This window comes from Oceaniglobus sp. K40-3 (assembly GCF_055808395.1).
The window spans coordinates 2,202,546-2,228,427 of sequence record NZ_CM147868.1 but is presented as its reverse complement, the minus strand read 5'-3'; the positions used below and the strand labels follow the sequence as shown (position 1 = coordinate 2,228,427).

Sequence of the window (25,882 nt, the reverse complement as noted above, 5' to 3'; positions counted from 1 at the left end):
CTAATACCGCACATCTCGCCTGTGACCGGTTTACACAATTTGCGAACCGTTAAACACCCTAATCCGAGGGCGGCCCGAAATGACCAAGACCCAAAGGATCAAAGGTATTTCCCGCCAGGCCGTACGCAGCGCGGGCGCCAAGGGTGGGCCCGCGTGCCTGATTGTCGGTGACGCGTCCTATGCCCGCCGTGCAATGCTGCGGCTGCCGGTATCGGTGTCTGCCCAAACGTGTCGGATTTTCAGCGTTGCCGATCAGATAATGAACCATCCGCACCCGGACATTGTGCTGTCATTTGCCATCACCCCGATGTTTGACTGCCTTGATCTGGCGCAATTGCTGTGGCTTTACGGATTTCGCAACCGCCAGCGGATCGTTGATCAGAACCTGCCAAACCCTGAAATCATCTGCCGCGAAGTGGCGCAGATCTGTCCGGGGCTGGATTTCGGGGTGTTTGACCCGGCCGAGCTGGGCCTGTTCTAAAGCGGCTTCAGCCCGGCGGCAAACCGGGCGGCATTGGCGCGGTATCCGGCGGCCGAGGCCAAAAGCCCGGCAATCGCCTTTTCGTCCAGTTCGCGCACAACCCGGCCCGGCGCGCCCATCACCAGGCTGCCATCGGGAATTTCCTTTCCCTCGGTGATCAGCGCCCCGGCACCGATCAGGCAGGCTTTGCCAATCACCGCACCGTTCAGCACCGTGGCCCCCATGCCGATCAGCGATCCATCGCCAATGGTACAGCCGTGCAGCATCGCCTTGTGCCCCACCGTGCAATCGGCCCCGATGGTCAGCGGAAATCCCATGTCCGTATGCAACACGCAATTTTCCTGCACATTGCTGCCCTGCCCCACTTCGATCCACTCATTGTCGCCGCGCAGCGTGCAACCGAACCAGACCGACGCCTGCGCCAACACCCGGATCTTGCCAATCAGGTTGGCATCCGGCGCGATCCAGGCATCCGTCGCGATTTCGGGCGCTTGGCCATCCAGTATGTAAAGGGTCATGGGCGTTCCTCGAATTCGTCCTGCAACGCACGGACATGATGCCCCAGATCGGGCTGTTGGCTCAGGCGCAGGCGTTCGGCACCGATGATGGTTTTCAACCGGGCTTCGGTTTCGTCCAGATCGTCGTTCACCAGCACATAATGGTAGCCGTCCCAGTGGCTGATTTCATCCCAGCTTTTTTCCATCCGCCGGGCGATGGTTTCGGCGTCGTCCTGGCCGCGGGTTTCCAGACGGCGGCGCAGTTCGGAAATGCTGGGCGGAAGAATGAAAATCGACAGGACATGTTGTTGCAGCGAGGACGTTGAAATCTGCTGGGCGCCCTGCCAGTCGATATCAAACAGCACATCACGCCCCGCGCTTATGGCATTTTCAACCGGCGCCTTGGGCGAGCCGTAATAATTGCCGAAAACCTGTGCATGTTCCAGCATCTGGTCATCGCGGACATGTTTCTTGAACTCATCCTGCGTGACGAAATAATAATCGACGCCCTCGGTTTCGCCCTCGCGGGGGTCGCGGGTGGTGGCCGATACCGAAAACCGCAGGCTGGAATCCCATTTCATCAGGCGTTTGGCCAATGTCGATTTTCCCGCCCCCGAAGGGGATGACAGGATGATAAGAAGGCCGCGTCTTGCCAAGGGGTTACTCCACGTTCTGAACCTGTTCGCGCATCTGGTCTATCGTGGTTTTCAGGGCAAGGCCAACCCGTGTCAGGGCCGGATGCTGGGATTTCGAACAAAGTGTGTTGGCCTCGCGGTTGAATTCCTGGGTCAGAAAATCGAGCTTTCGCCCCATCGGCCCCGGCACCGCCAAAAGATCGCGCGCGGCGCCCACATGGGCGCGCAACCGGTCCAGTTCCTCGGTGATGTCGGATTTCACCGCGATCAGGGCCAATTCCTGTGCCACGCGGTCGGGATCGGCACCATCGGTATTGTCCAGAACCCGGGCCAGGGTTTCGCGCAGATGGGCCGCCATCTGATCGGCCCGCCCGGCACACAGCGCCAGCGCCTCATCGGTCAGCGCGGCGATTTCATCGACCTGCCCGGTGATGATCCGGTGCAGCGCGGCGCCTTCCTGCCCGCGCATGGCATTCAGATCGGCCAGCAACGGCGCGAACGAGGCGACCAAAGCCGCGCGCAGGGGTTTGGTGTCTTCGGTTTCGGGGCTGGCTGCCTCAAGAATGCCACGTTGTGCCAGAATGTCGGTCGCACTGGGCGCGACGATGTTAACCCCGCGCGCCATGGCGGCGGTTTCGATCGCGGCAATGTGATCCAGCGTGCGCGCCAGCGCCGCTGCGTCGATCTGCATGCCGGGCACATTTCCGGCGCGGGACACGCGCAGGGACAGCGTAACATTGCCCCGCGCCACAGCCCCTTGAACCAAAGGGCGAATCTCACTTTCCAGGCCTTCTATCCATTCTGGCACACGCAGACGTAGATCGAGCCCCCGGCCATTCACGCTGCGGATGTCCCATGTCCAGGACCATGTATCAAAGGCCCCCTGGGCGGCGGCAAAGCCGGTCATCGACTTGGGCATGGCAATTAACCTTTTGACATGAATGTGACAGATTTAGGGCGCATCTTTTGATATAAGACACATGGGGAACATAATTGGTCCAGCGGAAAACGGCACCCACGCGGTGCAGCGCCCGGCGGACAGTTTGAGGTGAGTGAAGATGCAACAGAATGAAACATCCTTTGGCCGCGTGGTTTCGATGTTTCTGCGCAAGCCCGCAGAAGCCGATTGTTTTGCCGAGGTCGAAACCTATTGGCAGGCTTTGTGCGATGGTCGTCTGATGCCGCTTCGGTCCGAACTTGACCCGCGCGGGATTGTCGGCGCCCTTGACCGGACGTTTCTGATCGAACGGGTGGCACCGGGCGTGGCGCGGTTCCGGCTGGCCGGCAATCATTTGTCTGACCTGATGGGAATGGAAGTGCGCGGGATGCCGCTGAGTTGCTTTTTCATGCCCACCGCTCGGGCCGGCATTGCCGATGCGGTGGAATGTGTGTTCAGCGAACCGGCCCGTGTCGATTTGTGGCTGTCGGGGCCAAGCGGCCTAGCCCGGGGCACGATGAATGCGCGGATGTTGCTGTTGCCCCTGCGCGATGATGCCGGTGACGTGACGCGCGCCCTGGGCTGCCTGTCGGCCAGCGCCCCCTTGATGCGCGCGCCGCACCGGTTTTCCATCACGTCTGACAACCGCCGCACCCTGATCGGGTATGGCACCCGCCCCGTGGGTGTGGATGCCACTGTCAGGCCCACGGTCATGGACACGGTGAAAGTGGCCCGTCAGCGGGGCAAACCCGCGCTGACGGTGATTGACGGCGGCGCCTGACCCCGCGCCGCGCGCTTTGACCTAGCTGGCGGCAGCGGCGGTGCGGGTCGCGGTCTGCCGGTCGCTCAGTTGTTCGGCCACGAGGAAGGCAAGCTCCAACGCCTGACTCGCGTTCAGGCGCGGATCGCAGGCGGTGTGATAGCGGTCCGACAGGTTTTCATCCTTCACCGCCCGCACACCACCGGTGCATTCGGTCACATCCTGACCGGTCATTTCAAAATGCACACCACCCGGCACGGTGCCTTCGGCGTTATGCACCTCGAAAAACTCCTGCACTTCGCGCAGCACCGATTCAAAGGGCCGGGTTTTGTAACCGCTGGCCGATTTGATCGTGTTGCCATGCATCGGATCGCAAGACCAAACCACTTTGGCGCCTTCTTCCTCGACCGCGCGGATCAGTTTGGGCAGGTGGTCGCCCACAGACCCGGCGCCAAAGCGCGCGATCAGGGTCAGACGGCCCGCATCGTTGTTGGGGTTCAGTTCCGCCATCAGGCGTTTCAGGTCATCGGTCGAAATCGACGGCCCGCATTTCAGGCCGATCGGGTTCAGCACCCCCTTGCAGAATTCCACATGGGCGCCATCGGGTTGGCGCGTGCGATCCCCGATCCAGATCAGATGGCCCGATCCGGCCAGCGTGTTGCCGCTGGTGGTATCGACCCGGGCCAGCGCTTCTTCGTATTCCAGCAACAGCGCCTCGTGCGAGGTATAGAAATCGACCGTGGCCAGATCGTGGTTGTTTTCACTGGTCAGACCAGCGGCCGTCATGAAATCAAGCGAGATCCTGAATCCGGTTGGCCATGTCGCGATATTTCTCGGCCTCGTCGGATTCGGTAAACCCGAGCGTCCAGGCATGAACCCGGTGAATATCGGCATAGCCCCCCTTGGACAGCGCGCGCAGAAAATTCAGCGTCGCCGCCGCCTGAGTATAGGCCTGTACCATCCGGTCAGGGTTGGGAATTCGCGCCTCGGGGGTGAAATCAAACCCGTTGATGATGTCGCCACGATAGCTGGGCAATTCCACGCCACCTGTGGTTTCGGTCGGCGCCGAACGCGGCTTGGCGAACTGCCCGGCCATACGGCCCACCTTGACCGTTGGCACCTTGGCGCCAAAGGTAAGGACCATCGCCATCTGCAACATCACCTTGAACGTGTCGCGCAGGTTGTCTGAACTGAACTCGGCAAAGCTTTCGGCGCAATCGCCGCCTTGCAGCAAGAACGCCTCGCCGCGCGATACGGCGGCCAGTTCCCGGCGCAGGGTGCGCGCCTCGCCTGCAAACACCAATGGCGGAAACTTGGCCAGACGCTGCTCGACCTCGGCCAGGGCGGCCAGATCGGTATAGTCAGGCATCTGGACCCGCGGTTTGTTGCGCCAGTCGGACTTCTGCCATTGCGTCATTGTTCTGCTCCGGGATCAGGTGGAATTCAGGCTGCGGTTATACGCAGCCCCGGACCGGTTGAAAACCGCAAAAGGCCCCACCCGGCGCCATCATCGAACGAAACGGCCATGGATGTCTTGATAAGGTGCGTCAAACCTGTTTCGGTCCGCGGATCGACAAGATCGGACAGATACCATGGAAGTGAGTCGCTACAGTGTAGAGGTTGACACCGCAGGCCAAAAGCCGCGCCATTTCGTGTTTGTTCTGCTTGAGGATTTTACGCTTCTGTCCTTTGCCAGTGCGCTGGAAAGTCTGCGCATCGCCAATCGCCTGGCACGGGCCACGCTTTATACCTGGAGCATCGTCGGAGAAGGTGGTGAGCGGATCAAATGTTCGGCCGGCACCGCGTTTCAGCTTGATGGCGATCTGGAAGAATTGAACCGCGACGATACGGTTCTGGTCTGTGGCGGCCTTGACGTGGCGCAGGCCACCACCAGGAAAATCCTGAACTGGCTGCGCCGCGAGGCCCGGCGCGGGGTCACGATCGGCGGGTTGTGTACTGCCGGTTTCACATTGGCCAAGGCCGGGCTTCTGGATGGCAAACGCGCGACGATCCATTGGGAAAACCAGGACAGTTTTGCCGAGGAATTCGAGGAAATCAGCCTGACGAAATCGGTCTTTGTGGTGGATGGCAACCGTTACACCACCGCCGGGGGCACCTCATCCATTGATCTGATGCTGAAACTTGTGGCCGATCACTATGGTGAAACCCTGGCCAGTGCTGTGGCCGATCAGTTGATCTATTCCTCGATCCGCACCGATCAGGACACCCAGCGTCTTTCGGTGCCCACCCGCATCGGGGTGCGTCACCCGAAACTGTCGACGGTAATCCAGATGATGGAAAACCACATCGAAGACCCGATCAGCCCGGCGACTCTGGCCCGCGATGTGGGCATGTCCACCCGCCAGCTTGAACGGCTGTTCCGCCGCTATCTGAACCGGCTCGCCGAAACGGTATTATATGGAGTTGCGCCTGCAAAAAGCGCGCAACCTGCTGATGCAGACGGATATGAGCGTGATCAACGTGGCCCTTGCCTGTGGGTTTGCCAGCCCGTCGCATTTTTCCAAATGCTACCGCGCCCATTACGAAACCACCCCTTACCGCGAACGCGGCATTCAGGCGACCCGCCTGTCGTTCTGATGTGCCCGCTCAGCCCGGCGCCATCCGAAACAGCGCCCCCTGCCCGACGCTGAGAAACCAGATCGTGCCATCCGGCGCCTCGCGGATGTCGCGCACCCGTTGCGTTTCATCCGAGGAAAGCCGCTCGTCCTCGTTCATGGTGGTGCCATCAAGGCGCGAAATCATGTTGAATTTCAACGACCCAACGAATAAATCCCCCGCCCATTCAGGCCAGAGCCGCCCGGAATAAAACGTCATCCCCGAGGGCGCGATAGACGGATCCCAGTAATGCGCCGGCTGTTCCATCCCCGGTTTTTCAGTGCCCTCCCCGATTTTCCGCCCGGAATAATGCCGCCCGTATGAAATGACGGGCCAACCGAAATTGGCACCTTTGGCGATCCGGTTCACCTCATCGCCGCCGCGCGCCCCATGTTCGGCCACCCAAAGCTGTCCGGTGGCATCCAGCGCCGCGCCTTGGGGGTTGCGGTGGCCATAGGACCAGATTTCCGGCTGCGCGCCATCATGGGTGACAAAGGGGTTATCGGCGGGGATCGTGCCATCGCGGTTGATGCGGATTACGCTGCCGTTGTGGGTCGCGACGTTCTGGGCCTGATCGGCATTGCCCCGTTCGCCCACCGTCAGAAACAGATGCCCATCTGCGCCCTCAACAATGCGCGATCCAAAATGCTGCCCGCCGCTTGACCCCGGCGCCATCTCGAAAATCACCCGCAGGTTTTCAAGACGGCTGGCGTTGTCCGACAGGGTGGCAACCGCCAGGGCAGTGCCCGCACCGCCGGGTTGCGATTTGGCAAAACTAAGGAAAACGTCGCGGCTGCTGGCAAAATCACGGGGGATCATGACGTCAAGCAAACCGCCCTGCCCTTTGTCAAAGACCGCGGGCAAGCCCTGGACGTTTTGCACCGCGCCATCGGCCCCGACATGCAACAACCGCCCGCCCCGTTCCGTCACCAGAAAGGCGCCGCCCGGCAGAAACCCAAAGCTCCAGGGTTCGTTCAGCCCGCTCACCACCGGCGCAACAGCGATTCTCCCGGCGCTGCTGTCAAGGGCAAGTCCCGCAGCCGGGGCAACCCCGATCAGAGCAACCGCCGCCGCCACAAAGGAAAATCTCATCGACACCTCCAGAAGTTCTGACCATTCCACCACCAGATAGGTTGGGGTGTCGTAGGGTAAACCCAAGCGCCCCGTCACATTCGCGTCAGATCGGTCACGCAATCCTCTTTTCTTTTGCGGCGGCGCACCCTAACCTTGGCCCAGGACAACGATCCGCAAATAGGGAGAAATACATGAAAAAGCTGCTTCTGGCTTCGGCCATGACTGCCATCGCCGCAACATCGGCCTTTGCCGACGCCCATTCCAAGGAAGTAAAGATCGGCGTGATCCTCGGGTTCACCGGGCCGCTTGAATCAATTACCCCCGATATGGCCAACGGCGCCGAACTGGCAATGAAAGAAGTCACCGATTCGGGTAAACTGCTGGATGGGATGAAAGTCACATCCGTCCGCGCCGACAGCACCTGTATCGATTCGGGCGCCGCGACGGCGGCCGCCGAACGTCTGATCACCTCGGACGGGATCAAGGCGATCATGGGCGCCGATTGTTCCGGCGTGACCGGTGCGATCCTGACCAATGTGGCGGTGCCCAACGGCATCGTGATGATTTCGCCCTCCGCCACCTCGCCGGGCCTGTCCACCACCGAAGACAACGGGCTGTTTTTCCGCACCTCGCCGTCGGATGCCCGCCAGGGTCAGGTGATGACCGATATCCTTTTGGATGATGGCATCAAAAGTGTCGCTGTCAGCTATGTGAACAACGACTATGGCAAAGGTCTGGCCGATGCGTTTCAGGCCGCCTATGAGGCAGCCGGTGGTACGGTAACCATCAACACCGCCCACGAAGACCAAAAGGCCGATTATTCCGCCGAAGTGGGCGCCCTGGCCGCCGCAGGCGGTGATCGTCTGGTTGTGGCCGGTTATGTCGATGGCGGCGGATCGGGCATCGTGCGCGCTGCACTTGATACCGGTGCATTTGACACGTTCCATTTCCCCGACGGGATGGTTGGCGTGGCGCTGGAAACCAACTTTGGCACTGAAATCGACGGATCCACCGGCGAAGTTCCCGGCACCGATAGCCCGGGCGTGGCAAAATATGCCGACGTCGTGAACGGCGCCTTTGACGAAACCGGTTCATTTTCGCCCGAAAGCTATGACGCCGCCGCGCTGATCATGCTGGCGATGCAGGCCGCCGGATCGGTCGAGATCTGCCGATTTCAAAGACAAGGTCATGGAAGTGGCCAATGCACCGGGTGAAAAGATCTATCCCGGCGATCTGGGCAAGGCTCTGGACCTGATCAAGGCCGGCACCGACATTGATTATGTGGGCGCTTCGGCGGTCGAACTGATCGGCCCCGGTGAATCTGCCGGCAACTACCGCGAGATCGTCTTTGAAGACGGCAAGATGGTGACGGCTGGGTATCGTTGATCCGATAACGTGACATCAAATCACCCCGGCGCAGCTTTTGCGCCGGGGTGTCTGGTGTTTGTCAGCGAGAGCCGGAAACGGCCACCGACGCGAGGGGGCAATCAATGATCGTTGTCGAAAACCTGCACAAGCATTTCGGCGGGTTTCACGCCGTTGACGGCGCATCTCTGAAAATCGAAACCGGATCCATTACCGGGCTCGTCGGGCCAAATGGCGCCGGAAAAACAACTCTTTTCAATGTGATCGCCGGGGTTCTTAAACCAACATCCGGCAAGGTGACCATGGACGGTCAGGATATCACCGGCCTGCCACCCCACACCTTGTTTCATGATGGGCTGTTGCGCACCTTTCAGATCGCCCATGAATTCGGCTCGATGAGTGTGCGCGAGAACCTGATGATGGTGCCGCCCGCACAATCGGGCGAAACGATCTGGAACGCCTGGTTTGGCCGCGCCCGCATCGCACAGGAAGAATCGGCCCTGTTGAAGAAAGCCGACGAAGTTCTTGAATTCCTTACGATTGACCATCTCAAGGATGAAAAGGCCGGCAATCTTTCGGGCGGGCAGAAAAAGCTGCTCGAACTGGGCCGCACGATGATGGTCGATGCCAAGATCGTGTTTCTTGACGAGGTGGGCGCCGGGGTGAACCGCACCCTGCTCAACACTGTGGGCGATGCGATTTTGCGCCTGAACCGCGAGCGCGGCTATACCTTCTGCATGATCGAACATGACATGGATTTCATCGGCCGGCTTTGCGACCCGGTGATCGTCATGGCCGAGGGTCACGTATTGGCCGAAGGCACCATCGAACAGATCAAGGCCAACGAACAGGTGATCGAGGCCTATCTGGGCACCGGTTTGAAAAACAAGGCAAAAGCATGACTGGCAACCCCTGGCAGGATGATCGCGGCAACAAGGACCGCACGATCACGAAAAGCAGCGCGGCGGGCGGATCGGGTGATCCGGTACGCCCCGGCAAGGGGCCCTCGGGTGCGGCGCGGGTCGAAGGCGGCCCGTTCCTGATCGGTGATACCATGACGGGCGGCTATGGCTCCGGCGCCGACATCTTGCACGACTGCACCCTTGCGGTGAACCCGGGCGAAATTGCCGTGATCGTCGGGCCGAACGGCGCGGGGAAATCCACGGCCATGAAGGCGGTTTTCGGCATGTTGAACGTGCGCAGCGGCGCGGTCCGGCTGGAGGGCGAGGACATCACCCACCTCAGCCCCCAGGATCGTGTGGCCAAGGGCATGGCCTTTGTCCCCCAGACCCACAACATTTTCACCTCGATGACGGTCGAGGAAAACCTTGAGATGGGCGCGTTCCTGCGGCGCGATGACATCGGCAAGACGATTGCGCAGGTCTATGATCTGTTTCCGATCCTTGGCGACAAACGGTTGCAGGCGGCGGGCGAGCTTTCGGGGGGCAGCGCCAACAGGTGGCCGTGGGCCGCGCGTTGATGACCCAGCCGCGCGTGTTGATGCTGGACGAACCCACCGCCGGGGTCAGCCCGATCGTCATGGATGAATTGTTCGACCGGATCATCGAAGTGGCCCGCACCGGCATTTCTATCCTTATGGTTGAACAAAACGCACGCCAGGCGCTGGAAATCGCGGATCGCGGCTATGTTCTGGTGCAGGGAAGCAACGCCTTTACCGGCACGGGGCAAGAGCTGTTGGCCAATCCTGATGTGCGCGCCAGTTTTCTTGGGGGGTGATCGATGACAGGTGCAGAAAATTTTATGCTAATCCCCCAGATGTGGTGCGCAAATGTGCCGCATCAGAATTTTTTTACGGCAAGCCGGAACCCGGAGGGTATATTTTGAGTTTCGTCTGGTTAGCCTTTTCCCGTCACCGCAACAACGGTTGCGGCCCCCGCGCCCCAAGCGATTTGGGCACGGTTCCGACAGGAAAGGAAAACGCGCATGGCATTCCTGCCTCTGACATTGTTGGCGCTGTTGAACGCGGCCAACCCCAATCTCGCCCCCGCCGATATGGCCTGCCGGTTCAATCCGGGCGGCGCCAAACCGCCTCTTTGGATCAGTGTGCGCCCCGAGGAAGAAACCTCGCGCCCCGGGTTGTTCAAGGTGCGCCTCTGGATCGACGGCACGCCGCTGAGCGGCAGCGTGACCGCCCTGCCAGACACCAAGGCGCGGGATGTGGTGGTGCGTGGCGTGACCCGCGACCGCACAACATGGCTGATCGCGATCAAGGACAACGGCAGCGCCTATTTGCGCGCGAAAGGTGCGACCGACAAGGCGCGCGTAACGATGCAAACGGGCACCTGCGCCCATTATCAAAGCGCGTTCGAGGTCTGGCTGACCTCCTGAACCGCGCGGCGCGAAAGGTGGCATGATGGATCTGTTGAACGCTTTTGTGGCGCTGGCCAATTTTGTTCTGATCCCGGCCACCTCTTACGGTGCGCAACTGGCGCTTGGGGCGCTTGGGGTCACGCTGATCTATGGGATCTTGCGGTTTTCCAACTTTGCCCATGGCGATACGATGGCCTTTGGCGCCATGGCGACCATTCTGGTCACCTGGTTGTTTCAGGGCTGGGGCATTTCCCTGGGCCCGCTGCCCACGGCGCTGTTGGCCCTGCCCTTTGGCATTGCCGTGACGGCCCTGTTGTTGCTGGGAACGGATCGGTTGGTTTACCGGTTTTATCGACGGCAAAAGGCGGCGCCGGTGATCCTTGTCATTGTGTCGATGGGGGTGATGTTCATCCTGAACGGGCTGGTCCGGTTCATCATCGGCCCCGACGATCAGCATTTTTCCGATGGCGCGCGGTTCATCATTTCCGCCCGTGATTTCAAGACCATGACCGGCCTTGACGAAGGGCTGGCCCTGCGCACATCGCAAGGGATCACCATCCTGACGGCGGTTGTTGTCGTGGCGTTCTTGTTCTGGTTTCTGAATCGCACCCGCACCGGAAAATCCATGCGCGCCTTTTCCGACAACGAAGATCTCGCGTTGCTTTCCGGCATCAACCCCGAGAGGGTCGTGACCATCACCTGGATTCTCGTGGCGGCCCTGGCGACCATTGCCGGGGTGCTGTACGGGTTGGACAAATCGTTCAAACCCTTCACATATTTCCAGCTTTTGCTGCCGATTTTTGCCAGCGCCATCGTCGGCGGTCTGGGCAGCCCGGTGGGGGCCATCGCCGGCGGGTTTCTCATCGCCTATTCCGAGGTGATGGTAACCTATGCGTTCAAAAAGGTGCTGGGCTATCTCACCCCCTGGTTCGAGCCTGAAGGTTTGGTGCAACTGCTGAGCACGGATTACAAATACGCAGTCAGCTTTGCGATCCTGGTGATTGTGCTGCTGTTCAAACCCACCGGGTTGTTCAAGGGGAAATCCGTATGAGCCATTCCGTCAGAACCCCGCTTTTGTTTGCCCTTGTTGGCGCGATGTTCCTGTTTACCGGGTTCACATCGTCGTGGAACTCGGCGTTGGGGATTTTCAACATGGGGCTGATCAGCGCGATCATGGCGCTGGGGGTGAACATGCAGTGGGGCTATGCCGGGCTGTTCAACGTCGGCGTCATGGGGTTTGTTGCCCTTGGCGGCCTTGGCGCGGTGATCGTGGGAATGCCCCCGGTGCCCGAGGCATGGGCCGCTGGCGGTTTGCGGGTGATGCTGGGGTTGTTTCTGGCGCTGGCCACCATTCTGGGCGCGGTACAGGTGTGGAAACGCATGTCACCGGGCAAGGCACGCGGCGCGGTCATTACCCTGTTGCTGATTGTCGGGTTCTTTGTGTTTCGCGAGGTTTTTGACGGCGGCGTCGCGGCTGTAGAAGCGGTGAACCCTGCCGTTTCTGGCAACCTTGGCGGGCTGGGCCTGCCGATTTTGCTGGGCTGGCCTGTGGGCGGGCTGTTGGCCGCCGGTGCCGCGTGGATTGTGGGCAAGACGGCTTTGGGGCTGCGGTCCGATTATCTGGCGATCGCGACGCTGGGGATTGCTGAAATTGTTATCGCCTTGATGAAAAACGAAGATTGGCTGGCGCGCGGCGTCAAGAACGTCATCGGCATTCCGCGCCCGGTGCCCTATGAGGTGGATCTTCAGCAATCCAGCGATTTTCTCGCCCGGATGCAGGCCCTGGGCGCCGATCCGGTGGCCGCCTCTTCAATCGTGGTAAAGCTGTGCTATGCTGCATTGTTCGCCGTGGTGTTGCTGCTGTTGATCTGGCTGACACAAAGCGCGCTGAAATCGCCCTGGGGCCGGATGATGCGCGCAATCCGCGACAACGAAACCGCAGCCGAGGCGATGGGCAAGGATGTGACCGGGCGCCATTTGCAGGTGTTCATCCTGGGCAGTGCGATCTGTGGGTTGGCGGGCGCAATGATGACCACCCTTGACGGGCAGTTGACCCCCGGCACCTATCAGCCGTTGCGCTTTACCTTTCTGATCTGGGTGATGGTGATCGTTGGCGGATCGGGCAACAACTGGGGCTCGGTTCTGGGCGGGTTCCTGATCTGGTTCCTGTGGGTTCAGGTTGAACCGATGGGCCTGTGGCTGATGAATGTGCTGTCGTCGGGGTTGGCCGAAGGGTCGCCGTTGAAGGAACACCTGATCAAAAGCGCGGCGCATATGCGGTTGCTGACCATGGGGGTTGTTCTGCTGTTGGTGCTGCGGTTCTCGCCCCGGGGATTGATTCCCGAACGATGAGTGATCCGGCGGAGCGGGCTGCCGCCCGCACTCCATTCTTTGTTTGGCGCCCGTTTCTGGCCATCTGCCCATGAGCGATGTTACGATCTTGTTGGTTGCTGCGGGGGCGTCATCGCGGATGCGGGGGCGGACAAGCTGTTGGAGCAGATCGACGGGATGGCGTTGTTGCACCGTCAGGCGGCAGCGGCGGTTGCGACTGACGCGCCGGTGATCGTCGCCCTGCCCCCGAACCATGGCGCGCGGTTGGCCGCCCTGCGCCCGCTGCCCGTTGCGGTGATCGAAGTGCCCGGGGCGGCGCAGGGGATGGGGGAAAGCCTGCGCATGGGCGCGCTGGCCGCTGGGGCACCGGGTGGATTGATGGTGATGCTGGCCGATATGCCCGAGATCGAAACCGCCGATCTGTTGCGGCTGATCCGCGCGTTCGACATCCATGAGGCGCAAAAGATCATTCGCGCCGGGGCCGAGGACGGGACGCCGGGCCATCCGGTGATCTTTCCCGCCGATTGTCTGGGGCGCTTTGCCGCTTTGCGCGGTGATATCGGTGCGCGTGATATTCTGGCGGCCAATCGCGCGCGTTGCGTCGTTGTTCCGCTTGGCGACCAGCGCGCGCTGGTCGATCTGGACACGCCCGAAGCCTGGGCCGACTGGCGGCGAAACCGCAGCTAGAACGCCAAAAACCCGCCGTGACCGGCAGGTTGAACACGGGCTGTCGCGCAAAAAGTGACCAGGAGGCAGCCCACCCCCAGCCACAGTTGAACGGCGCGATGTCTAGAATCATCGCGCCGCTCGCTGCTTAACCGAGGGTATTATTTCAGCAAAAGCGCTGCTTCGTGCTTTTTCAGGGTCCGGCGGGCCGCCGCATAATCGGCCAGCCCTTCGGCCTGTGCCAGCTCGGGGAACAGCGCCAGGATTTCGTCACGCTGCGCGCTGTCGATCCCCTTGAGGCTGTAATCGCCGGGTTGGAAGCTTTCGGTCCAGGCCCCGTCCGACAGCACGACTTCGTGCTGATCGAACATGAAGTGGATATAGCTGGTCGAGGTCGCCTCGACCGACATGATCCCCTTGTCATCCACCAGATGTTTGGCGGCGACCAGAACCTCACGCTCTTCAAAATAGAGCGCGGTTTTGTCGTTTGCCACCAACACCCGGTGGTTGGGCGATACCAGCATATCACGTTCGGGCAGGTTGTTGCCCAGAGAACCGGCCTTGATCAGCACGGGCTGCATCTGCGGGCTGTTGTGCAGCGCACGGGCATCCAGAGCCTTGTGACCGACCCAGCGGATTTCCTGAATACCGTTGTCGCGGGTAATGACCCGATCACCGATCTCTCAGCTCCTCGACGCGACGTTCGCCCTTGGGGGTGGCAATCAGGCTGCCCGGGGTAAAGCAAGGGACGATTTCCTCGATGTTGGTGAAATCAATCTGGCCCACTTCGGCGCCACCGGCATCGAAATACACGACCGAGCCGTCGATGCCGTTGCCATCACTGTCGGTCACCGTGTCCTGTAGTTCAAACCGCACGGCACCTGCCGTATTGCCGATGGACCCGGTCAGATCGAGCGTATCGTGATCGCTGCTTGTGGGGCCAAATCCGGCACCACCCGACACGTTGTCACCGCCATTGAGCCCCTGGAACAGATCGGCGTCGTCATTGCCTTCCAGAACATCGTTGCCGTCGCCGCCGTTGATGGTGTCTTCGCCATCATTGCCGCGCAGGGTGTCATCCCCGGCACCGCCCATGACCGCATCATCGCCGGCGCCCGCTTCGACCGTATCGTCACCGGCACCGGTATCGATCGTATCGTCGCCAAAGCCACCGATCACGGTATCATCGCCCGCGCCGCCTGTGATGCTGTCGTCCCCGGCGCCCCCCATCAGATCGTTGGCGCCATCGCCACCATCCAGAGTGTCGTTGCCAAGGCCACCATCAAGGGTGTCGTCACCGGCACCACCATCCAGCATGTCGTTATCGGCACCGCCGGCAAGGTTATCGTCGCCCTGACCGCCAATCAACGTATCGTCACCGGCCCCGCCGACCAGGCTGTCATTATCGACACCCCCGTCGAGCATGTCGTTGCCGGTGCCCCCGATCAGCGTATCGTTGTCGTCTTCGCCATAGATCACATCGTCACCGGCGCCACCGTCAAGATAATCCAGACCGTTTTGCGGAACGGGATCAGGCGCATCGCCCGGCCCCTGTGATACGTCGGGATCTTCGCCCTGGAACCCGGTGATCGGATCGTTGCCAAAGCCACCATAGATGGTGTCGTTGCCCGCGCCGCCGGTGATCGTGTCCGATCCGTGGCTGCCGGTCAGGCTGTCGTCGCCGTCACCGCCGTAAACCTCATCATCGTCGATGCCGGCATTTACTGTGTCGTCGCCCGTCCCGCCATAGATCGTATCGCGATCATCGCCGGTGGTGATGCTGTCGTTGCCAGCGCCGCCATCCACGTAATCGCGACAGTCATCCTGGTTCGGGTCCGACGTGGCCCCGGGGAAAAACGGATTCGGAAGGCTGGGATCGTCGCCTTCATAGTCGGACAGGGCATCAATACCCGCGATGATCGTGTCGTTGCCGTCGCCGCCAAGGATGGTGTCAGACCCGAGACCGCCATCAATGCTGTCGTCGCCGTCGCCGCCGTCGACCACATCGTTGTCGATGCCCGCGTCGATCACATCGTTGCCGATGCCGCCATCAATGGTGTCGCTGTCGTCGCCGGTAATGATTGTGTCGTCGCCCGCGCCGCCATCGACCGAATCCCGATCATCGTCGGGGTGTGGGTCGGCCGCGGTGGGAATTCCGGGAACGATCGGATCATCCAGCAGCGGGTCATTGCCGCTGACGTCGATCACATCATCGCCATCACCTCCATCGACGGTTTCGCTGCCTGACCCGTCGGTGAGCGTATCATCGCCCACGCCGCCGTTCAGCACATCGTCACCGGTGCCGCCGTCAACGCTGTCATCGCCCTCTGCGGCATCAACGGTGTCGTTGCCATCTCCGGCTTCGACGATATCATCGTTGCTGCCCGGGGCGGGTGGCAGGATCGCGTCGTTGTTGTCGATCCTGTCGCCATCGGGATCACCGGTATAAGCCCGGTCGATAAGATCATCCCCCGGCGTGCCACTGACAATGCCATCGGCCCCGGTGGGCGGAGGTGGCGGCGGGGTCGTGCCACCCCCCAGCAGGTTTTCGATTTCGGTGAAATCGGCGATCGTGCCATCGTTCAGGGTGGCTGTGCCGGTCAGGCCGCCACCGGCGCCCGGATCGGTGTTGGAATAGGTGATCTGGCCAGTCGGATCATCAACCAACCCGCGCAGATCGAGAGTGTCGCCGTTCACCTCGCCGGTTTCGCCCCCGGCGACGGTGATCGTCTGGCCGGGTGCCAGTTGATCAAGCGAAATACGGAAATAATCATCGCCACCGTCGCCCATGACGGTGTCGTTCACACCTGCGGTGAAATCATCGTCACCGTCTCCGCCGGAAAAGCTGTTGGCGCCATCACCGCCCACGAAGGTGTCGTCACCGTCAGAGCCAATAGCGCCTTCGATAACGCTGCCGCCATCGATGCTGTCATTTTCCGCATCGCCACCCGACAGGGTATTGTCGTTCAGGTTCACATTCACCGGATCGCCCGAGGCGGAATAATCGATGACATCGTGACCTTCGCCCCCATAGAAGCTGTCGGCCCCATCGCCACCAACGAACACATCGTCGCCTGCACCACCTTCAAGATAGTTCGTTCCCGAACCGCCGACCAATGTGTCGTTGCCATCGTTGCCGCGCAGGATATCGTTGCCGGATTCGCCATAAAGCAGGTCGTCGCCGTCGTTGCCATAGGCATCGTCGTTCCCGTCGCCCGCATAAACGGTATCGTTTCCCGCGCCGGGCTTGATGAAATCATCATCGCTGCCGATATTGCCGAATTTCGCATCACCTGCATCAACCCGGTCGCCTTCGGGGTCGGCGTCATAATTGACATCGATCAGATCATTCAGATCCGCGGGGTTCTGATCGCCCTGAACGATCCCGTCGCCCGTGGGGGGCTGTTGCCAGTTCAGATCACCTGCGGATTGCGTCGTATTCGCAGCGCCTGCGTCGCCGCCGGGCTGTTCTGTGTTCCTGGTGTTGTCCGTATCCGACATGTTCCGACTCCATCTCTTTGCGACGCGCGACACAGCACCTGGCGGCGCGCCGTCGAGCTTTCCAATCCGAAATGCCTCATCGCTGTACGATGCAAGCAATCCCATTTCGACCGTCCCAATTCTGGAACGTTAACAATGAAGTGCTTGAGCCTTACCCGACCCGTGCAGACATTCATTCGATCATCTCGGCCATGGTTCACAATGGCCTGCCCGATCCGGTCGCCCCCCGACGACACTCGAAACCCAGTTCGCCTATCAACCTACCTCAGCCAACGGCGTAACCAAGTGGAAAATTGTCAAGAAATTGGCGGGAAATCCAGCCTTGCCCCCGCAGATCGGGTCTGGATCATGCCTGTCACCCGGATTTGTTTCCGATTCGACAACGTTTGTGGGGCCGAAGTTTCGCAAAATGCGACGATTTTTATGTTTTGTTAAACAATTACACCAAAAGTCCATCCAGACAGCCGGCAGTATTGGGTGATTTGTTTCCCGATTGGAAACCGTAGTGGAAATCGTACCAGAAACATGCGCTTCCGGGGCCGCCGCAACCCAGGGTTGAGTGACAAAAGGTGTTGGTCGTCCAATTCCCCGAAATTCGCGGTATTGGCCCTGATTGATAAACACTTAATTCGAGATCATCACGCCGCGATGGCGGCGCTGTCCGGGCCTGCGCAAACCGGTTCCCAGCCCGAAACAGAGGGGCAAAGCCCCCGGTTGGGACGACGAACAAGACCAGATAACAGGGAACTGCACCAAACTAAAATGGTACCCGAGGCCGGACTCGAACCGGCACGCCTTGCGGCGGGGGATTTTGAATCCCCTGCGTCTACCATTCCGCCACTCGGGCCCGGGCGCGGTGCTGCGCCATGGGACAGGGGCCGTTTATATCGGGCGCGCGCCTAGGAAAAGCGAAAAACGCACGATCAGAGCCGGTTGGCGCTGAAAGTATCACATTGGGTCAGCGCGCCGGTGTCATAACCGCGTTTGAACCACCTTTGACGCTGGGCTGAACTGCCGTGGGTGAACGTGTGCGGCGATGGCACGCGCCCGGCGTTGCGTTGCAAAGTGTCGTCACCGATCTGCTTGGCCGCATTCATCGCCTCGCCTACATCTCCGGGGTCGAGGCTGGCGAATTTGGCGTCGGCGTTGCGCGCCCAGATCCCGGCATAGCAATCTGCCTGAAGCTCGACCCGGACGGAAATGGCGTTGCTCTGTTCATCGCTGACCTTTGCGCGCATCTGGTTGGCCTGCCCCAGAATGCCCAATTCATCCTGCACATGATGACCGATTTCATGGGCGACCACATAGGCGGCGGCAAAATCGCCCCCCGCGCCCATGCGTTGGGCCAGTGTGGTAAAGAATGCGGTGTCGATATAAACCTTTTTGTCGCCCGGACAATAAAACGGCCCCGTCGCCCCCGAGGCATTGCCACAGGGGCTTTGGGTCACGCCCTTGAACAGCACCAGAATGGCCGGGGTATATGTTTCGCCCACCTGGTCGCGGAACACATCGGACCAGACCTCTTCGGTATCGGCCAGAACGACCGAGACAAATTGTGCCGCATCTTCATCCTGTTGTGTCAGCTCGGTCGTGCCTTGTTGAATCGGCGCGCCCTGTTGCAACAATGGTGTCACGTCGATGCCAAGGAAGTAACCAATCAGCAGAACGGCAATCACCCCGAGTCCGCCAACGCCGCCCACAGCCGCCCTGCCCCCGCCTGACATGCGCCGCCGGTCTTCGATATTGCGGCTGGTGCGCCGTCCTTTCCATTGCATCGCTGGTCCTTTCTGGTTGCCCCGATCCTAGCGCAACCCGGCAGGGTGGCAATCCGTTCCGCGCGCATGGCGCAGTTGACGCGCCCCGCGCCCCGTGCTGCAAGAGGCCACACATAGTGGGGCCGGGCCGGATGCTGAGATCACTTTACACCTGGGTGCTGGGCCTTGCCCAAAGCCCCCATGCGATTTGGGCGCTGGCCCTTGTGGCGTTTCTGGAAAGCTCGGTCTTTCCGATTCCCCCTGATGTTCTGATGATCCCGATGATTCTGGCCCGCCCGTCGCGCGCATGGCTCATCGCGCTTGTCGCGCTCATCGCTTCGGTTCTGGGGGGCTTTTGGGCTATTGGATCGGGTCGGGGTTGTTCGAGACTGTGGGCCGCCCGATTCTGGAGTTTTATGGCAAGGACGCCTATTTCGCCGAGTTTTCCGCCCGGTATAACGCCTGGGGCGCATGGGCGGTTCTGATCGCCGGGGTCACGCCGTTTCCGTTCAAGGTGATCACGATCCTGTCAGGCAGTACCGGCCTGTCCTTGCCCATTTTCATTCTGGCAAGCATCATCGCCCGGGGCCTGCGGTTTTTCATTGTCGCCGCCCTGTTGTGGAAATTCGGCGCCCCGATCCGTGATTTCATCGAGCGGCGGCTGGGGCTGGTGTTTGTGGTGTTCGTCATTGTCCTGTTGGGCGGGTTCTTTCTGGTGAGGTATCTATGAACACGCGTGTTCTGATCGTGATCGCGGCAGCCGGATCGGCGGCGCTGTTGGGGGGGCCTTTGTGTTTCAGGCCCTGGGCTATGCGCCCTGCGCCATGTGCCTGTGGCAACGCTGGCCCCATGGGGTGGCGATTGTTCTGGGGCTGGTCGGCGTGGTCTGGCCCCGTGCATGGGTTGCCGTTCCTGGTGCCCTCGCCGCCCTGACCACCGGCGCCATCGGCGTGTTTCACGCCGGGGTCGAGTGGAAATTCTGGCCCGGTCCCAGTTCCTGCACCGGCAATGGCGCCGGCCTGTCGGGCCTGTCCGGTTCGGATCTTTTGTCCACCGCCATCCCCGAGCACCTTGTCATGTGCGATCAGATTGTGTGGTCGTTTCTTGGCTTGTCCATGGCGGGGTGGAATGCGGTGATTTCGTTCGCATTGGTGGTGGTTTGGCTTGCTGCTGCCCGCCGCGCGGGCTGATCCGTCGGATTTTTGAGTATTTTGATCAGTAAAAAGTCAGCTTTGCCGGGTTGAAAGCAGCAGGTTGGTTTCACTTGAGGTAATGCCGGGCAATTCGCGGATGGCAAACAGGATTTTGTCCAGATCTTCCAAAGTGGCGGCGCCCAGTTCGATGATCAGATCCCATTTGCCATTGGTCGAGTGGATCGCCTGCACCTGCACCATTCCCTGCAGGCGGTGAATGAGGCGGCTGGTGCCTGCCCCTTCGATGCCCAGCATCATCAGCCCGCGCACAGGGGCGCGCGCGACGTCCTTGCGGGTTTGCACGGTGAAGCCCTGAATATCGCCATTTGCCTGCATGCGTTCGATCCGTGCGCGCAGGGTGGCGCGGGATTTGCCCAGCCGTTTGGCCAGTTCCGCCAAAGGGGTGCGGGCATCGCGGCGCAGGGCGGCCAGAAGCGCGGAATCGGTTTCATCCATATCGGCAGTTATAGCCGCCATTTTGGCCTGTGTCATATCGAATTGGGCAAGATTTGCAGTATTATCTGGCGCAGATTGCACGGAGTATCCCGCCAAAGGGACAGAAGGAGCAGACATGAGCCGCATTATCCTGATTGGCGCCCCCGTTGATACGGGCAAGGCGCGGCGCGGTTGTCTCATGGGGCCGGATGCCTTTCGCGTGGCCGGCCTGGCCGACGCGGCCCGCGAATTGGGCCATTTGGTTGAGGATCGCGGCAATTGCGCCCCCGGCCCCATTGCCGAACATCCGGGTGCGCCGGATCATCTGGTGGCGCTGGGGGAAACTGTGGCCTGGACCAAAGCCCTTGCCGCAGCGGCCAGGGCGGCGATGGCGGATGGGATGCCGGTGTTTCTGGGGGGCGATCATGCGCTGGCCCTTGGCACCGTGTCGGGGGTGGCGGGTCATGCGGCCGAGGTGGGCCGCCCGCAGTTTGTGTTGTGGCTGGATGCGCACAGTGATTTTCACACGCCCCTGACCACCACCAGCGGCAATCTGCATGGCACACCTGTGGCCTATGTCACCGGGCGGCCGGGGTTTGATGCGTTTCCGCCCCTGCCCGCCCGTGTTGCCGATGAAAATGTCTCTATGATCGGTATCCGTTCGGTGGACAGTGCCGAACATGCCGCCCTGCTGGACAGCAATATTACCGTGCATGACATGCGCCAGATTGATGAAACCGGCATCGCCGCGCCCCTGCGCGCGTTTCTGGAAAAGGTGCGTGCGGCGAACGGAATGCTGCATGTCTCGCTGGATGTGGATTTTCTTGACCCCGCCATTGCCCCTGCCGTCGGCACCACCGTGCCGGGGGGGCCACATTGCGCGAGGGGCATCTGGTGATGGAGATGCTGCATGAAAGCGGGCTGGTGACCTCTCTGGATCTGGTTGAGTTGAACCCGTTTCTTGATGAACGTGGCCGCACCGCCGCGCTGATGGTTGATCTTGCCGCCTCACTGCTGGGGCGGCGCGTGTTTGACCGCCCAACCCGGAGCTTTATATGACACAGCCCTCTGACATGGCCTATGTGCCGTTTGTTTCCGTCGATCACATGATGCAGCTGATTCACCATATCGGGTTGGAGAAAATGCTGTGCGAACTGGCCGATGCCATCGAGGTGGATTTTCGCCGCTGGGAGAGTTTTGACAAGACGCCGCGCGTGGCGTCCCATTCTGCCGAGGGCGTGATTGAATTGATGCCCACCTCAGACGGGGATGTGTATGGGTTCAAATATGTGAACGGCCACCCCAGGAACATGAAGGACGGCTTGCAGACCGTGACCGCCTTTGGCCTGTTGGCGGATGTGGCCACCGGGTATCCGGTGTTGCTCAGCGAAATGACCATCCTGACAGCCCTGCGCACGGCGGCGATGAGCGCGCTGGCCGCCCGCCACCTTGCGCCAAAGAACGCCCGCACCATGGCGATGATCGGCAATGGCGCGCAAAGCGAATTTCAGGCGCTGGCGTTCAAGGCGATCTGTGGCATCGACACGCTGCGCCTGTATGACATCGACGGTGCGGCCACGGACAAGGCGATGAAAAACCTTACCGGGCGGGGGTTGACCCTGATCCGTTGCAAAAGCCCGCAAGAGGCGATCGAGGGCGCGCAGATCGTCACCACCGTCACGGCGGACAAACAATGCGCCACGATTCTGACCGACAACATGGTCGGCGCGGGGGTGCATATCAATGCCATCGGCGGTGATTGCCCCGGCAAGACGGAATTGCACCGCGATATCCTGACCCGGTCAGAGATTTTCGTGGAATACCCGCCGCAGACGCAGATCGAGGGCGAGATTCAGCAGCTTGACCCCGATCACCCGGTCACCGAACTGTGGCAGGTGATGACCGGTGCCGCACCGGGGCGGCGCAGCCGCGAGCAGATCACGCTGTTTGATTCCGTCGGCTTTGCGATCGAGGATTTTTCCGCCCTCACCTATGTGCGCGGCAGGCTGAAAGACAGCGGGTTGTTCCAGAAACTGGATCTTCTGGCCGATCCCGATGATCCGCGCGATCTGTTCGGGATGGTGCAGAGGGCCGCTATTTAGGGTCGGGAGGGATGGAATAGGTCAGGCTGGCGCGCGCCACCGGTTTATCCACCCCGACCGAGCGGATCAAAACATCGCCCACCACCAGAACCCGGCCCAGTTTCAACAGCCGTGCTTCGGCCAACAGATCGACGCCGGCGGCGGGTTTGCGCATGAAATCAATGGAACAACTGGTGGTCACGCAAAGGGCCTTTGGCCCGATCCGCGACAGGATCGCCAGATAGATCGCCACATCCGCCAGAGCAAACATCGCCGGGCCGGACACGGTGCCGCCGGGGCGCAGGTGCCGCTCGCTCACCAAAAGGCGGACGGTCACAAGATCGGGGGTTACGCTTTCCACCGCGAAATCCTTGCTGACCTGTGAAAATTCGGCTGTCAGGAAATCCCGAAGCGCCTCGGTATTCATGGCGATTGTCATGCTTTGCGTCCTTTGTGTGCTGCGCTAAGGTTGCGCCAAACCGGGCGGAGGGCAAGATGGCGTTACTGGAACGGTGCGACGATGGGGCGGTGGCCCATCTGACGTTGAATTCACCGGGCAACCTGAATGCCCTGTCCGACGGGATGCTGGCGGCGCTGGGCGATGGGTTTGCGGCACTGGCCGGGGATCGGGCGATCCGCGTCATCACCCTGAGCGGCGCGGGCAAGGCGTTTTGCGCGGGCCATGACCTGAAGGAAATGACGGCAAAGCGGCAGGCCGAAGATGGCGGCGCGGCGGCGTTTGGCGATCTGTTCAATCGCTGCGCGGCGGTGATGCAGGCGATTCCCCACCTGCCCCAACCGGTAATTGCCAGCGTTCATGGCATTGCCACCGCCGCCGGATGCCAATTGGTGGCAAGCTGTGACATGGCGCTGGCCGCAGATGATGCACGCTTTGGGGTGAACGGGGTGAACATCGGGTTGTTCTGTTCAACTCCCATGGTGGCCCTGTCGCGCAATATTCCGCGAAAACAGGCGTTTGAAATGCTGACCACCGGCGATTTCATCAGCGCCGAACGCGCGGCGGACCTGGGGCTGATCAACCGCGCGGTGCCTGCCGATACCCTCACAAACGAAACCGAGGCCCTGGCGCATAAAGTGGCGCAAAAGCTGGGAAGCGCCGTCATGACCGGCAAACGCGCCTTTTACGATCAGTTGGAAATGCCGCTGGCCGGGGCCTATGCCCATACCGGCAAGGTGATGGTTGAAAACACGCTGAACGCTGATACCCGCGAAGGGATTGATGCATTTCTGGCCAAACGCCCGCCCAACTGGCAGCAATAGGGCCAAGGCCCGTCTTGCCCCCATGAACCACCTGTCATAGGTATCTGCGATACCGGCGTGGCCGGGGGTGAAATTATCGGGGGCACCATGGCCAAAGGCGCGGCACGCAAGACATCGAACATCTTTGTCTGGATCATTCTTTTGCTTTTGATCGTCGGACTTGCCGGATTCGGGGCCGGCAGCTTTGGCGGATCGGTGCGCAGCATCGGCACCGTCGGCAAAACCGAGATCACGGTTGATCGTTATGCTCAGGCCATGCAACAGGAATTGCGCAGCCTTCAGGCCCAGACCGGGCGCAGTTTCACCATGGCCGAGGCACAGGCATTCGGTCTGGACCGCGCGGTTCTGCAACAGGTGATCGCCACCGCCACGCTGGAGAACGAGGCCGACGATCTGGGCCTGTCCGTCGGCGATGAGGCGGTGCGCCGCGAGGTGCTGCGCATTCCGGCGTTTCAGGGGCTGGCCGGCGGGTTTGACCGCGACACCTATGAGGCCACCCTGCGGCGCAACAACCAATCCGTGGCGCAGTTTGAAGACGGGATCCGCCATGACACCGCCCGTTCGCTTCTTCAGGGGGCGGTGGTTGCGGGGGCGACAACGCCCAAGGCCCTGACCGATACGGTGTTCACCTTCGCCCGCGAAACCCGTGATTTCACCTATATCCCCCTGCGCGCCGCAGCACTGGAAACACCGCTGCCCGAACCGGACGATGCCACGCTCAAGGCATTTTACGACGCCCATAACGATCTGTTTACCCTGCCTGAACGGCGCCGCATCACCTATGCGTGGCTGACGCCGCAGATGATGACCGACAAGGTGGATATCGACGAAACCGCCCTGCGCGCGCTTTATGACGACCGGATCGATGAATACGTCCAGCCCGAGCGCCGGCTTGTGGAACGCCTGGTCTTTGGCACCGAGGACGAGGCGAAACAGGCCAAGGCCGACATCGACGCCGGAAAGACCGATTTCGACACATTGGTTGAAGGGCGCGGATTGCAACTTTCGGACATCGACCTTGGCGATCTGTCGCGTGATCAGTTGGGCAAGGCCGCCGATGCCGTGTTCGCGCTGGATGGGCCGGGCATTGCGGGGCCGGTCGAAACCGATCTTGGCCCTGCCCTGATCCGGGTCAACGCCATTCTGGCCGCCCATGAAACCAGCTTTGAAGACGCGCGCCCCGACCTGCTCAGCGAATTCGCCGATGGTGCCGCGCGCCGTCTGGTCAGCGAACAGGTGGACCCGGTTGACGACCTGCTGGCCGGGGGCGCCACGATCGAAGAGGTGGCAAAGGAAACGCCGCTGGAACTGGGCGAAGTGCTGCTGAGCGACACCAGCGAAGACCCCATTGCCGGCTATGAAGAATTCCGCACCGCCGCCAATGCCGCCGAAGTGGGCGATTTCCCCGAGGTGGCCGAACTGGCCGACGGCGGTATCTTTACCCTGCGTCTGGATGAAATCGTTCCCCCCACCCTGCAACCGTTCGATGCCGTAAAGGTTGCCGTGATCGGCGCGTGGGAAACCGACGAAACCTCCAAGGCGCTTGCGGCGCAGGCCGAAGCCCTGAAAACCGCGATCGAGGGTGGCGAAGGCATGTTTGCCGGCACGGTCGAACCCGTGGCCCAGACCGACGCCTTGCGCGATGCCTTTATCGAAGACACGCCCGACGCTTTGGTCACCACGGTGTTTGACATGGCCCCAGGTGACATCCGGGTGGTCAGCGACGATACCGGGTCTTTCGTGGTGCGTCTGGATGCGATCAACACGCCCGATCTGGACAGCGCCGATGCCAAGGTCGTTCAGCAGGGCTTTGCCCAGCAAACCGCCCAAGGCTATGCGCAGGACATGATCGACGCCTTCACCCTTGCCCTTGAGGCTCAGGCGGGGATCGAGCTGAACCAGGCGGCGATCAACGCCGTCCATGCCCAATTCCCATAGGCGCTG

At 61.1% G+C, this 25,882-nt stretch carries 21 protein-coding genes, 1 tRNA gene and 6 pseudogenes; 17 read left to right on the top strand and 11 right to left on the bottom strand.

What is annotated here, in order from left to right:
* The first annotated feature begins 79 nt into the window (after positions 1 to 79).
* On the top strand, positions 80 to 481 hold the full coding sequence (locus tag AC0L7P_RS11550) for a hypothetical protein (RefSeq protein ID WP_473432915.1): 402 nt from the start codon (positions 80 to 82) through the stop codon (positions 479 to 481).
* Here AC0L7P_RS11550 and AC0L7P_RS11545 read toward each other — a convergent pair.
* From AC0L7P_RS11545 to AC0L7P_RS11535, 3 genes are read right to left on the bottom strand one after another with little or no spacing between them, the layout of a single operon-like run.
* Positions 478 to 999: a gamma carbonic anhydrase family protein gene (locus AC0L7P_RS11545; protein ID WP_473432914.1), complete on the bottom strand. Its 522-nt coding sequence runs from the start codon at positions 997 to 999 to the stop codon at positions 478 to 480. The two genes, AC0L7P_RS11550 and AC0L7P_RS11545, sit on opposite strands and share 4 nt — an antisense overlap.
* A complete protein-coding gene (gene gmk / locus AC0L7P_RS11540) occupies positions 996 to 1,634 on the bottom strand; it encodes a guanylate kinase (RefSeq protein ID WP_473432913.1) in 639 nt (212 codons plus the stop codon). The genes AC0L7P_RS11545 and gmk overlap by 4 nt, the downstream gene beginning before the upstream one ends.
* 4 nt (positions 1,635 to 1,638) lie before the next feature.
* Entirely contained in the window at positions 1,639 to 2,532 is an 894-nt protein-coding gene (locus AC0L7P_RS11535; RefSeq protein WP_473432912.1) for a YicC/YloC family endoribonuclease, read from the bottom strand.
* Positions 2,533 to 2,671: 139 nt separating this feature from the next.
* On the opposite strand from AC0L7P_RS11535, the gene AC0L7P_RS11530 reads away from it, so the two are divergent.
* Positions 2,672 to 3,331, top strand: coding sequence for a PAS domain-containing protein (locus AC0L7P_RS11530; RefSeq protein WP_473432911.1), 660 nt, complete (start codon positions 2,672 to 2,674; stop codon positions 3,329 to 3,331).
* Between the two features lie 21 nt (positions 3,332 to 3,352).
* Here AC0L7P_RS11530 and AC0L7P_RS11525 read toward each other — a convergent pair.
* Positions 3,353 to 4,727: pseudogene (locus tag AC0L7P_RS11525) on the bottom strand (class II 3-deoxy-7-phosphoheptulonate synthase).
* Positions 4,728 to 4,902: 175 nt separating this feature from the next.
* Between AC0L7P_RS11525 and AC0L7P_RS11520 the strand changes: the two are divergent.
* Positions 4,903 to 5,908: pseudogene (locus tag AC0L7P_RS11520) on the top strand (GlxA family transcriptional regulator).
* 9 nt (positions 5,909 to 5,917) lie between these two features.
* Here the strand turns inward: AC0L7P_RS11520 and AC0L7P_RS11515 are convergent.
* Positions 5,918 to 7,018 (bottom strand): PQQ-dependent sugar dehydrogenase, encoded by a 1,101-nt coding sequence (locus AC0L7P_RS11515; protein WP_473435446.1) that lies wholly within the window; start codon positions 7,016 to 7,018, stop codon positions 5,918 to 5,920.
* Between the two features lie 173 nt (positions 7,019 to 7,191).
* On the opposite strand from AC0L7P_RS11515, the pseudogene AC0L7P_RS11510 reads away from it, so the two are divergent.
* From AC0L7P_RS11510 to AC0L7P_RS11475, 8 genes and pseudogenes are all read left to right on the top strand, one after another.
* Positions 7,192 to 8,386 (top strand): annotated as a pseudogene (locus AC0L7P_RS11510) (ABC transporter substrate-binding protein).
* A 104-nt stretch (positions 8,387 to 8,490) separates the two neighbouring features.
* Positions 8,491 to 9,267 carry an ABC transporter ATP-binding protein gene (locus AC0L7P_RS11505; RefSeq protein ID WP_473432910.1) on the top strand — a complete coding sequence of 259 codons (777 nt, stop codon included), beginning with the start codon at positions 8,491 to 8,493 and terminating at the stop codon, positions 9,265 to 9,267.
* Positions 9,264 to 9,826, top strand: a pseudogene (locus AC0L7P_RS11500) (ATP-binding cassette domain-containing protein); the annotation flags it as partial. The gene AC0L7P_RS11505 and the pseudogene AC0L7P_RS11500, both read left to right, overlap by 4 nt.
* 18 nt (positions 9,827 to 9,844) lie before the next feature.
* Entirely contained in the window at positions 9,845 to 10,102 is a 258-nt protein-coding gene (locus AC0L7P_RS11495) for an ATP-binding cassette domain-containing protein (protein WP_473435541.1), read from the top strand.
* 207 nt (positions 10,103 to 10,309) lie between these two features.
* Positions 10,310 to 10,714 (top strand): hypothetical protein, encoded by a 405-nt coding sequence (locus tag AC0L7P_RS11490; protein ID WP_473432909.1) that lies wholly within the window; start codon positions 10,310 to 10,312, stop codon positions 10,712 to 10,714.
* A 25-nt stretch (positions 10,715 to 10,739) separates the two neighbouring features.
* Entirely contained in the window at positions 10,740 to 11,747 is a 1,008-nt protein-coding gene (locus tag AC0L7P_RS11485; RefSeq protein WP_473432908.1) for a branched-chain amino acid ABC transporter permease, read from the top strand.
* Positions 11,744 to 13,048, top strand: coding sequence for a branched-chain amino acid ABC transporter permease (locus AC0L7P_RS11480; protein WP_473432907.1), 1,305 nt, complete (start codon positions 11,744 to 11,746; stop codon positions 13,046 to 13,048). Before AC0L7P_RS11485 ends, AC0L7P_RS11480 begins: the two co-directional genes overlap by 4 nt.
* Positions 13,049 to 13,714 (top strand): nucleotidyltransferase family protein, encoded by a 666-nt coding sequence (locus AC0L7P_RS11475; RefSeq protein ID WP_473432906.1) that lies wholly within the window; start codon positions 13,049 to 13,051, stop codon positions 13,712 to 13,714.
* A 140-nt stretch (positions 13,715 to 13,854) separates the two neighbouring features.
* On the opposite strand, the gene AC0L7P_RS11470 is transcribed toward AC0L7P_RS11475, so the two are convergent.
* The 4 genes from AC0L7P_RS11470 to ypfJ all read right to left on the bottom strand — a co-directional run bounded on the left by AC0L7P_RS11470 (position 13,855) and on the right by ypfJ (position 18,969).
* Positions 13,855 to 14,331, bottom strand: a complete 477-nt coding sequence (locus tag AC0L7P_RS11470) for a Hint domain-containing protein (protein WP_473435445.1) — start codon at positions 14,329 to 14,331, stop codon at positions 13,855 to 13,857.
* A gap of 34 nt (positions 14,332 to 14,365) precedes the next feature.
* Positions 14,366 to 17,194 carry a calcium-binding protein gene (locus tag AC0L7P_RS11465; RefSeq protein WP_473432905.1) on the bottom strand — a complete coding sequence of 943 codons (2,829 nt, stop codon included), beginning with the start codon at positions 17,192 to 17,194 and terminating at the stop codon, positions 14,366 to 14,368.
* A 763-nt stretch (positions 17,195 to 17,957) separates the two neighbouring features.
* Positions 17,958 to 18,041: transfer RNA gene (locus AC0L7P_RS11460), tRNA-Leu, on the bottom strand.
* A gap of 76 nt (positions 18,042 to 18,117) precedes the next feature.
* Positions 18,118 to 18,969: a KPN_02809 family neutral zinc metallopeptidase gene (gene ypfJ, locus AC0L7P_RS11455; protein WP_473432904.1), complete on the bottom strand. Its 852-nt coding sequence runs from the start codon at positions 18,967 to 18,969 to the stop codon at positions 18,118 to 18,120.
* A gap of 131 nt (positions 18,970 to 19,100) precedes the next feature.
* On the opposite strand from ypfJ, the pseudogene AC0L7P_RS11450 reads away from it, so the two are divergent.
* Together AC0L7P_RS11450 and AC0L7P_RS11445 are read left to right on the top strand one after the other, a co-directional pair.
* Positions 19,101 to 19,678 (top strand): annotated as a pseudogene (locus tag AC0L7P_RS11450) (YqaA family protein).
* 61 nt (positions 19,679 to 19,739) lie between these two features.
* Positions 19,740 to 20,138: a disulfide bond formation protein B gene (locus tag AC0L7P_RS11445; protein WP_473432903.1), complete on the top strand. Its 399-nt coding sequence runs from the start codon at positions 19,740 to 19,742 to the stop codon at positions 20,136 to 20,138.
* Positions 20,139 to 20,174: 36 nt separating this feature from the next.
* On the opposite strand, the gene AC0L7P_RS11440 is transcribed toward AC0L7P_RS11445, so the two are convergent.
* Positions 20,175 to 20,597 carry an Lrp/AsnC family transcriptional regulator gene (locus tag AC0L7P_RS11440; protein WP_473435444.1) on the bottom strand — a complete coding sequence of 141 codons (423 nt, stop codon included), beginning with the start codon at positions 20,595 to 20,597 and terminating at the stop codon, positions 20,175 to 20,177.
* A 115-nt stretch (positions 20,598 to 20,712) separates the two neighbouring features.
* Here AC0L7P_RS11440 and rocF point away from each other — a divergent pair.
* Positions 20,713 to 21,635, top strand: a pseudogene (gene rocF / locus AC0L7P_RS11435) (arginase).
* Complete coding sequence (locus AC0L7P_RS11430; RefSeq protein ID WP_473432902.1) at positions 21,632 to 22,678, top strand: ornithine cyclodeaminase; 1,047 nt, start codon at positions 21,632 to 21,634, stop codon at positions 22,676 to 22,678. Before rocF ends, AC0L7P_RS11430 begins: the two are co-directional and overlap by 4 nt.
* Here AC0L7P_RS11430 and AC0L7P_RS11425 read toward each other — a convergent pair.
* Positions 22,671 to 23,096: a PaaI family thioesterase gene (locus AC0L7P_RS11425; protein ID WP_473432901.1), complete on the bottom strand. Its 426-nt coding sequence runs from the start codon at positions 23,094 to 23,096 to the stop codon at positions 22,671 to 22,673. The genes AC0L7P_RS11430 and AC0L7P_RS11425 overlap by 8 nt on opposite strands.
* A gap of 56 nt (positions 23,097 to 23,152) precedes the next feature.
* Here AC0L7P_RS11425 and AC0L7P_RS11420 point away from each other — a divergent pair, with 56 nt between their 5' ends.
* Complete coding sequence (locus AC0L7P_RS11420) at positions 23,153 to 23,938, top strand: enoyl-CoA hydratase (RefSeq protein ID WP_473432900.1); 786 nt, start codon at positions 23,153 to 23,155, stop codon at positions 23,936 to 23,938.
* A 57-nt stretch (positions 23,939 to 23,995) separates the two neighbouring features.
* Positions 23,996 to 25,876 (top strand): peptidyl-prolyl cis-trans isomerase, encoded by a 1,881-nt coding sequence (locus tag AC0L7P_RS11415; RefSeq protein WP_473432899.1) that lies wholly within the window; start codon positions 23,996 to 23,998, stop codon positions 25,874 to 25,876.
* The last annotated feature ends 6 nt before the right edge of the window (positions 25,877 to 25,882 follow it).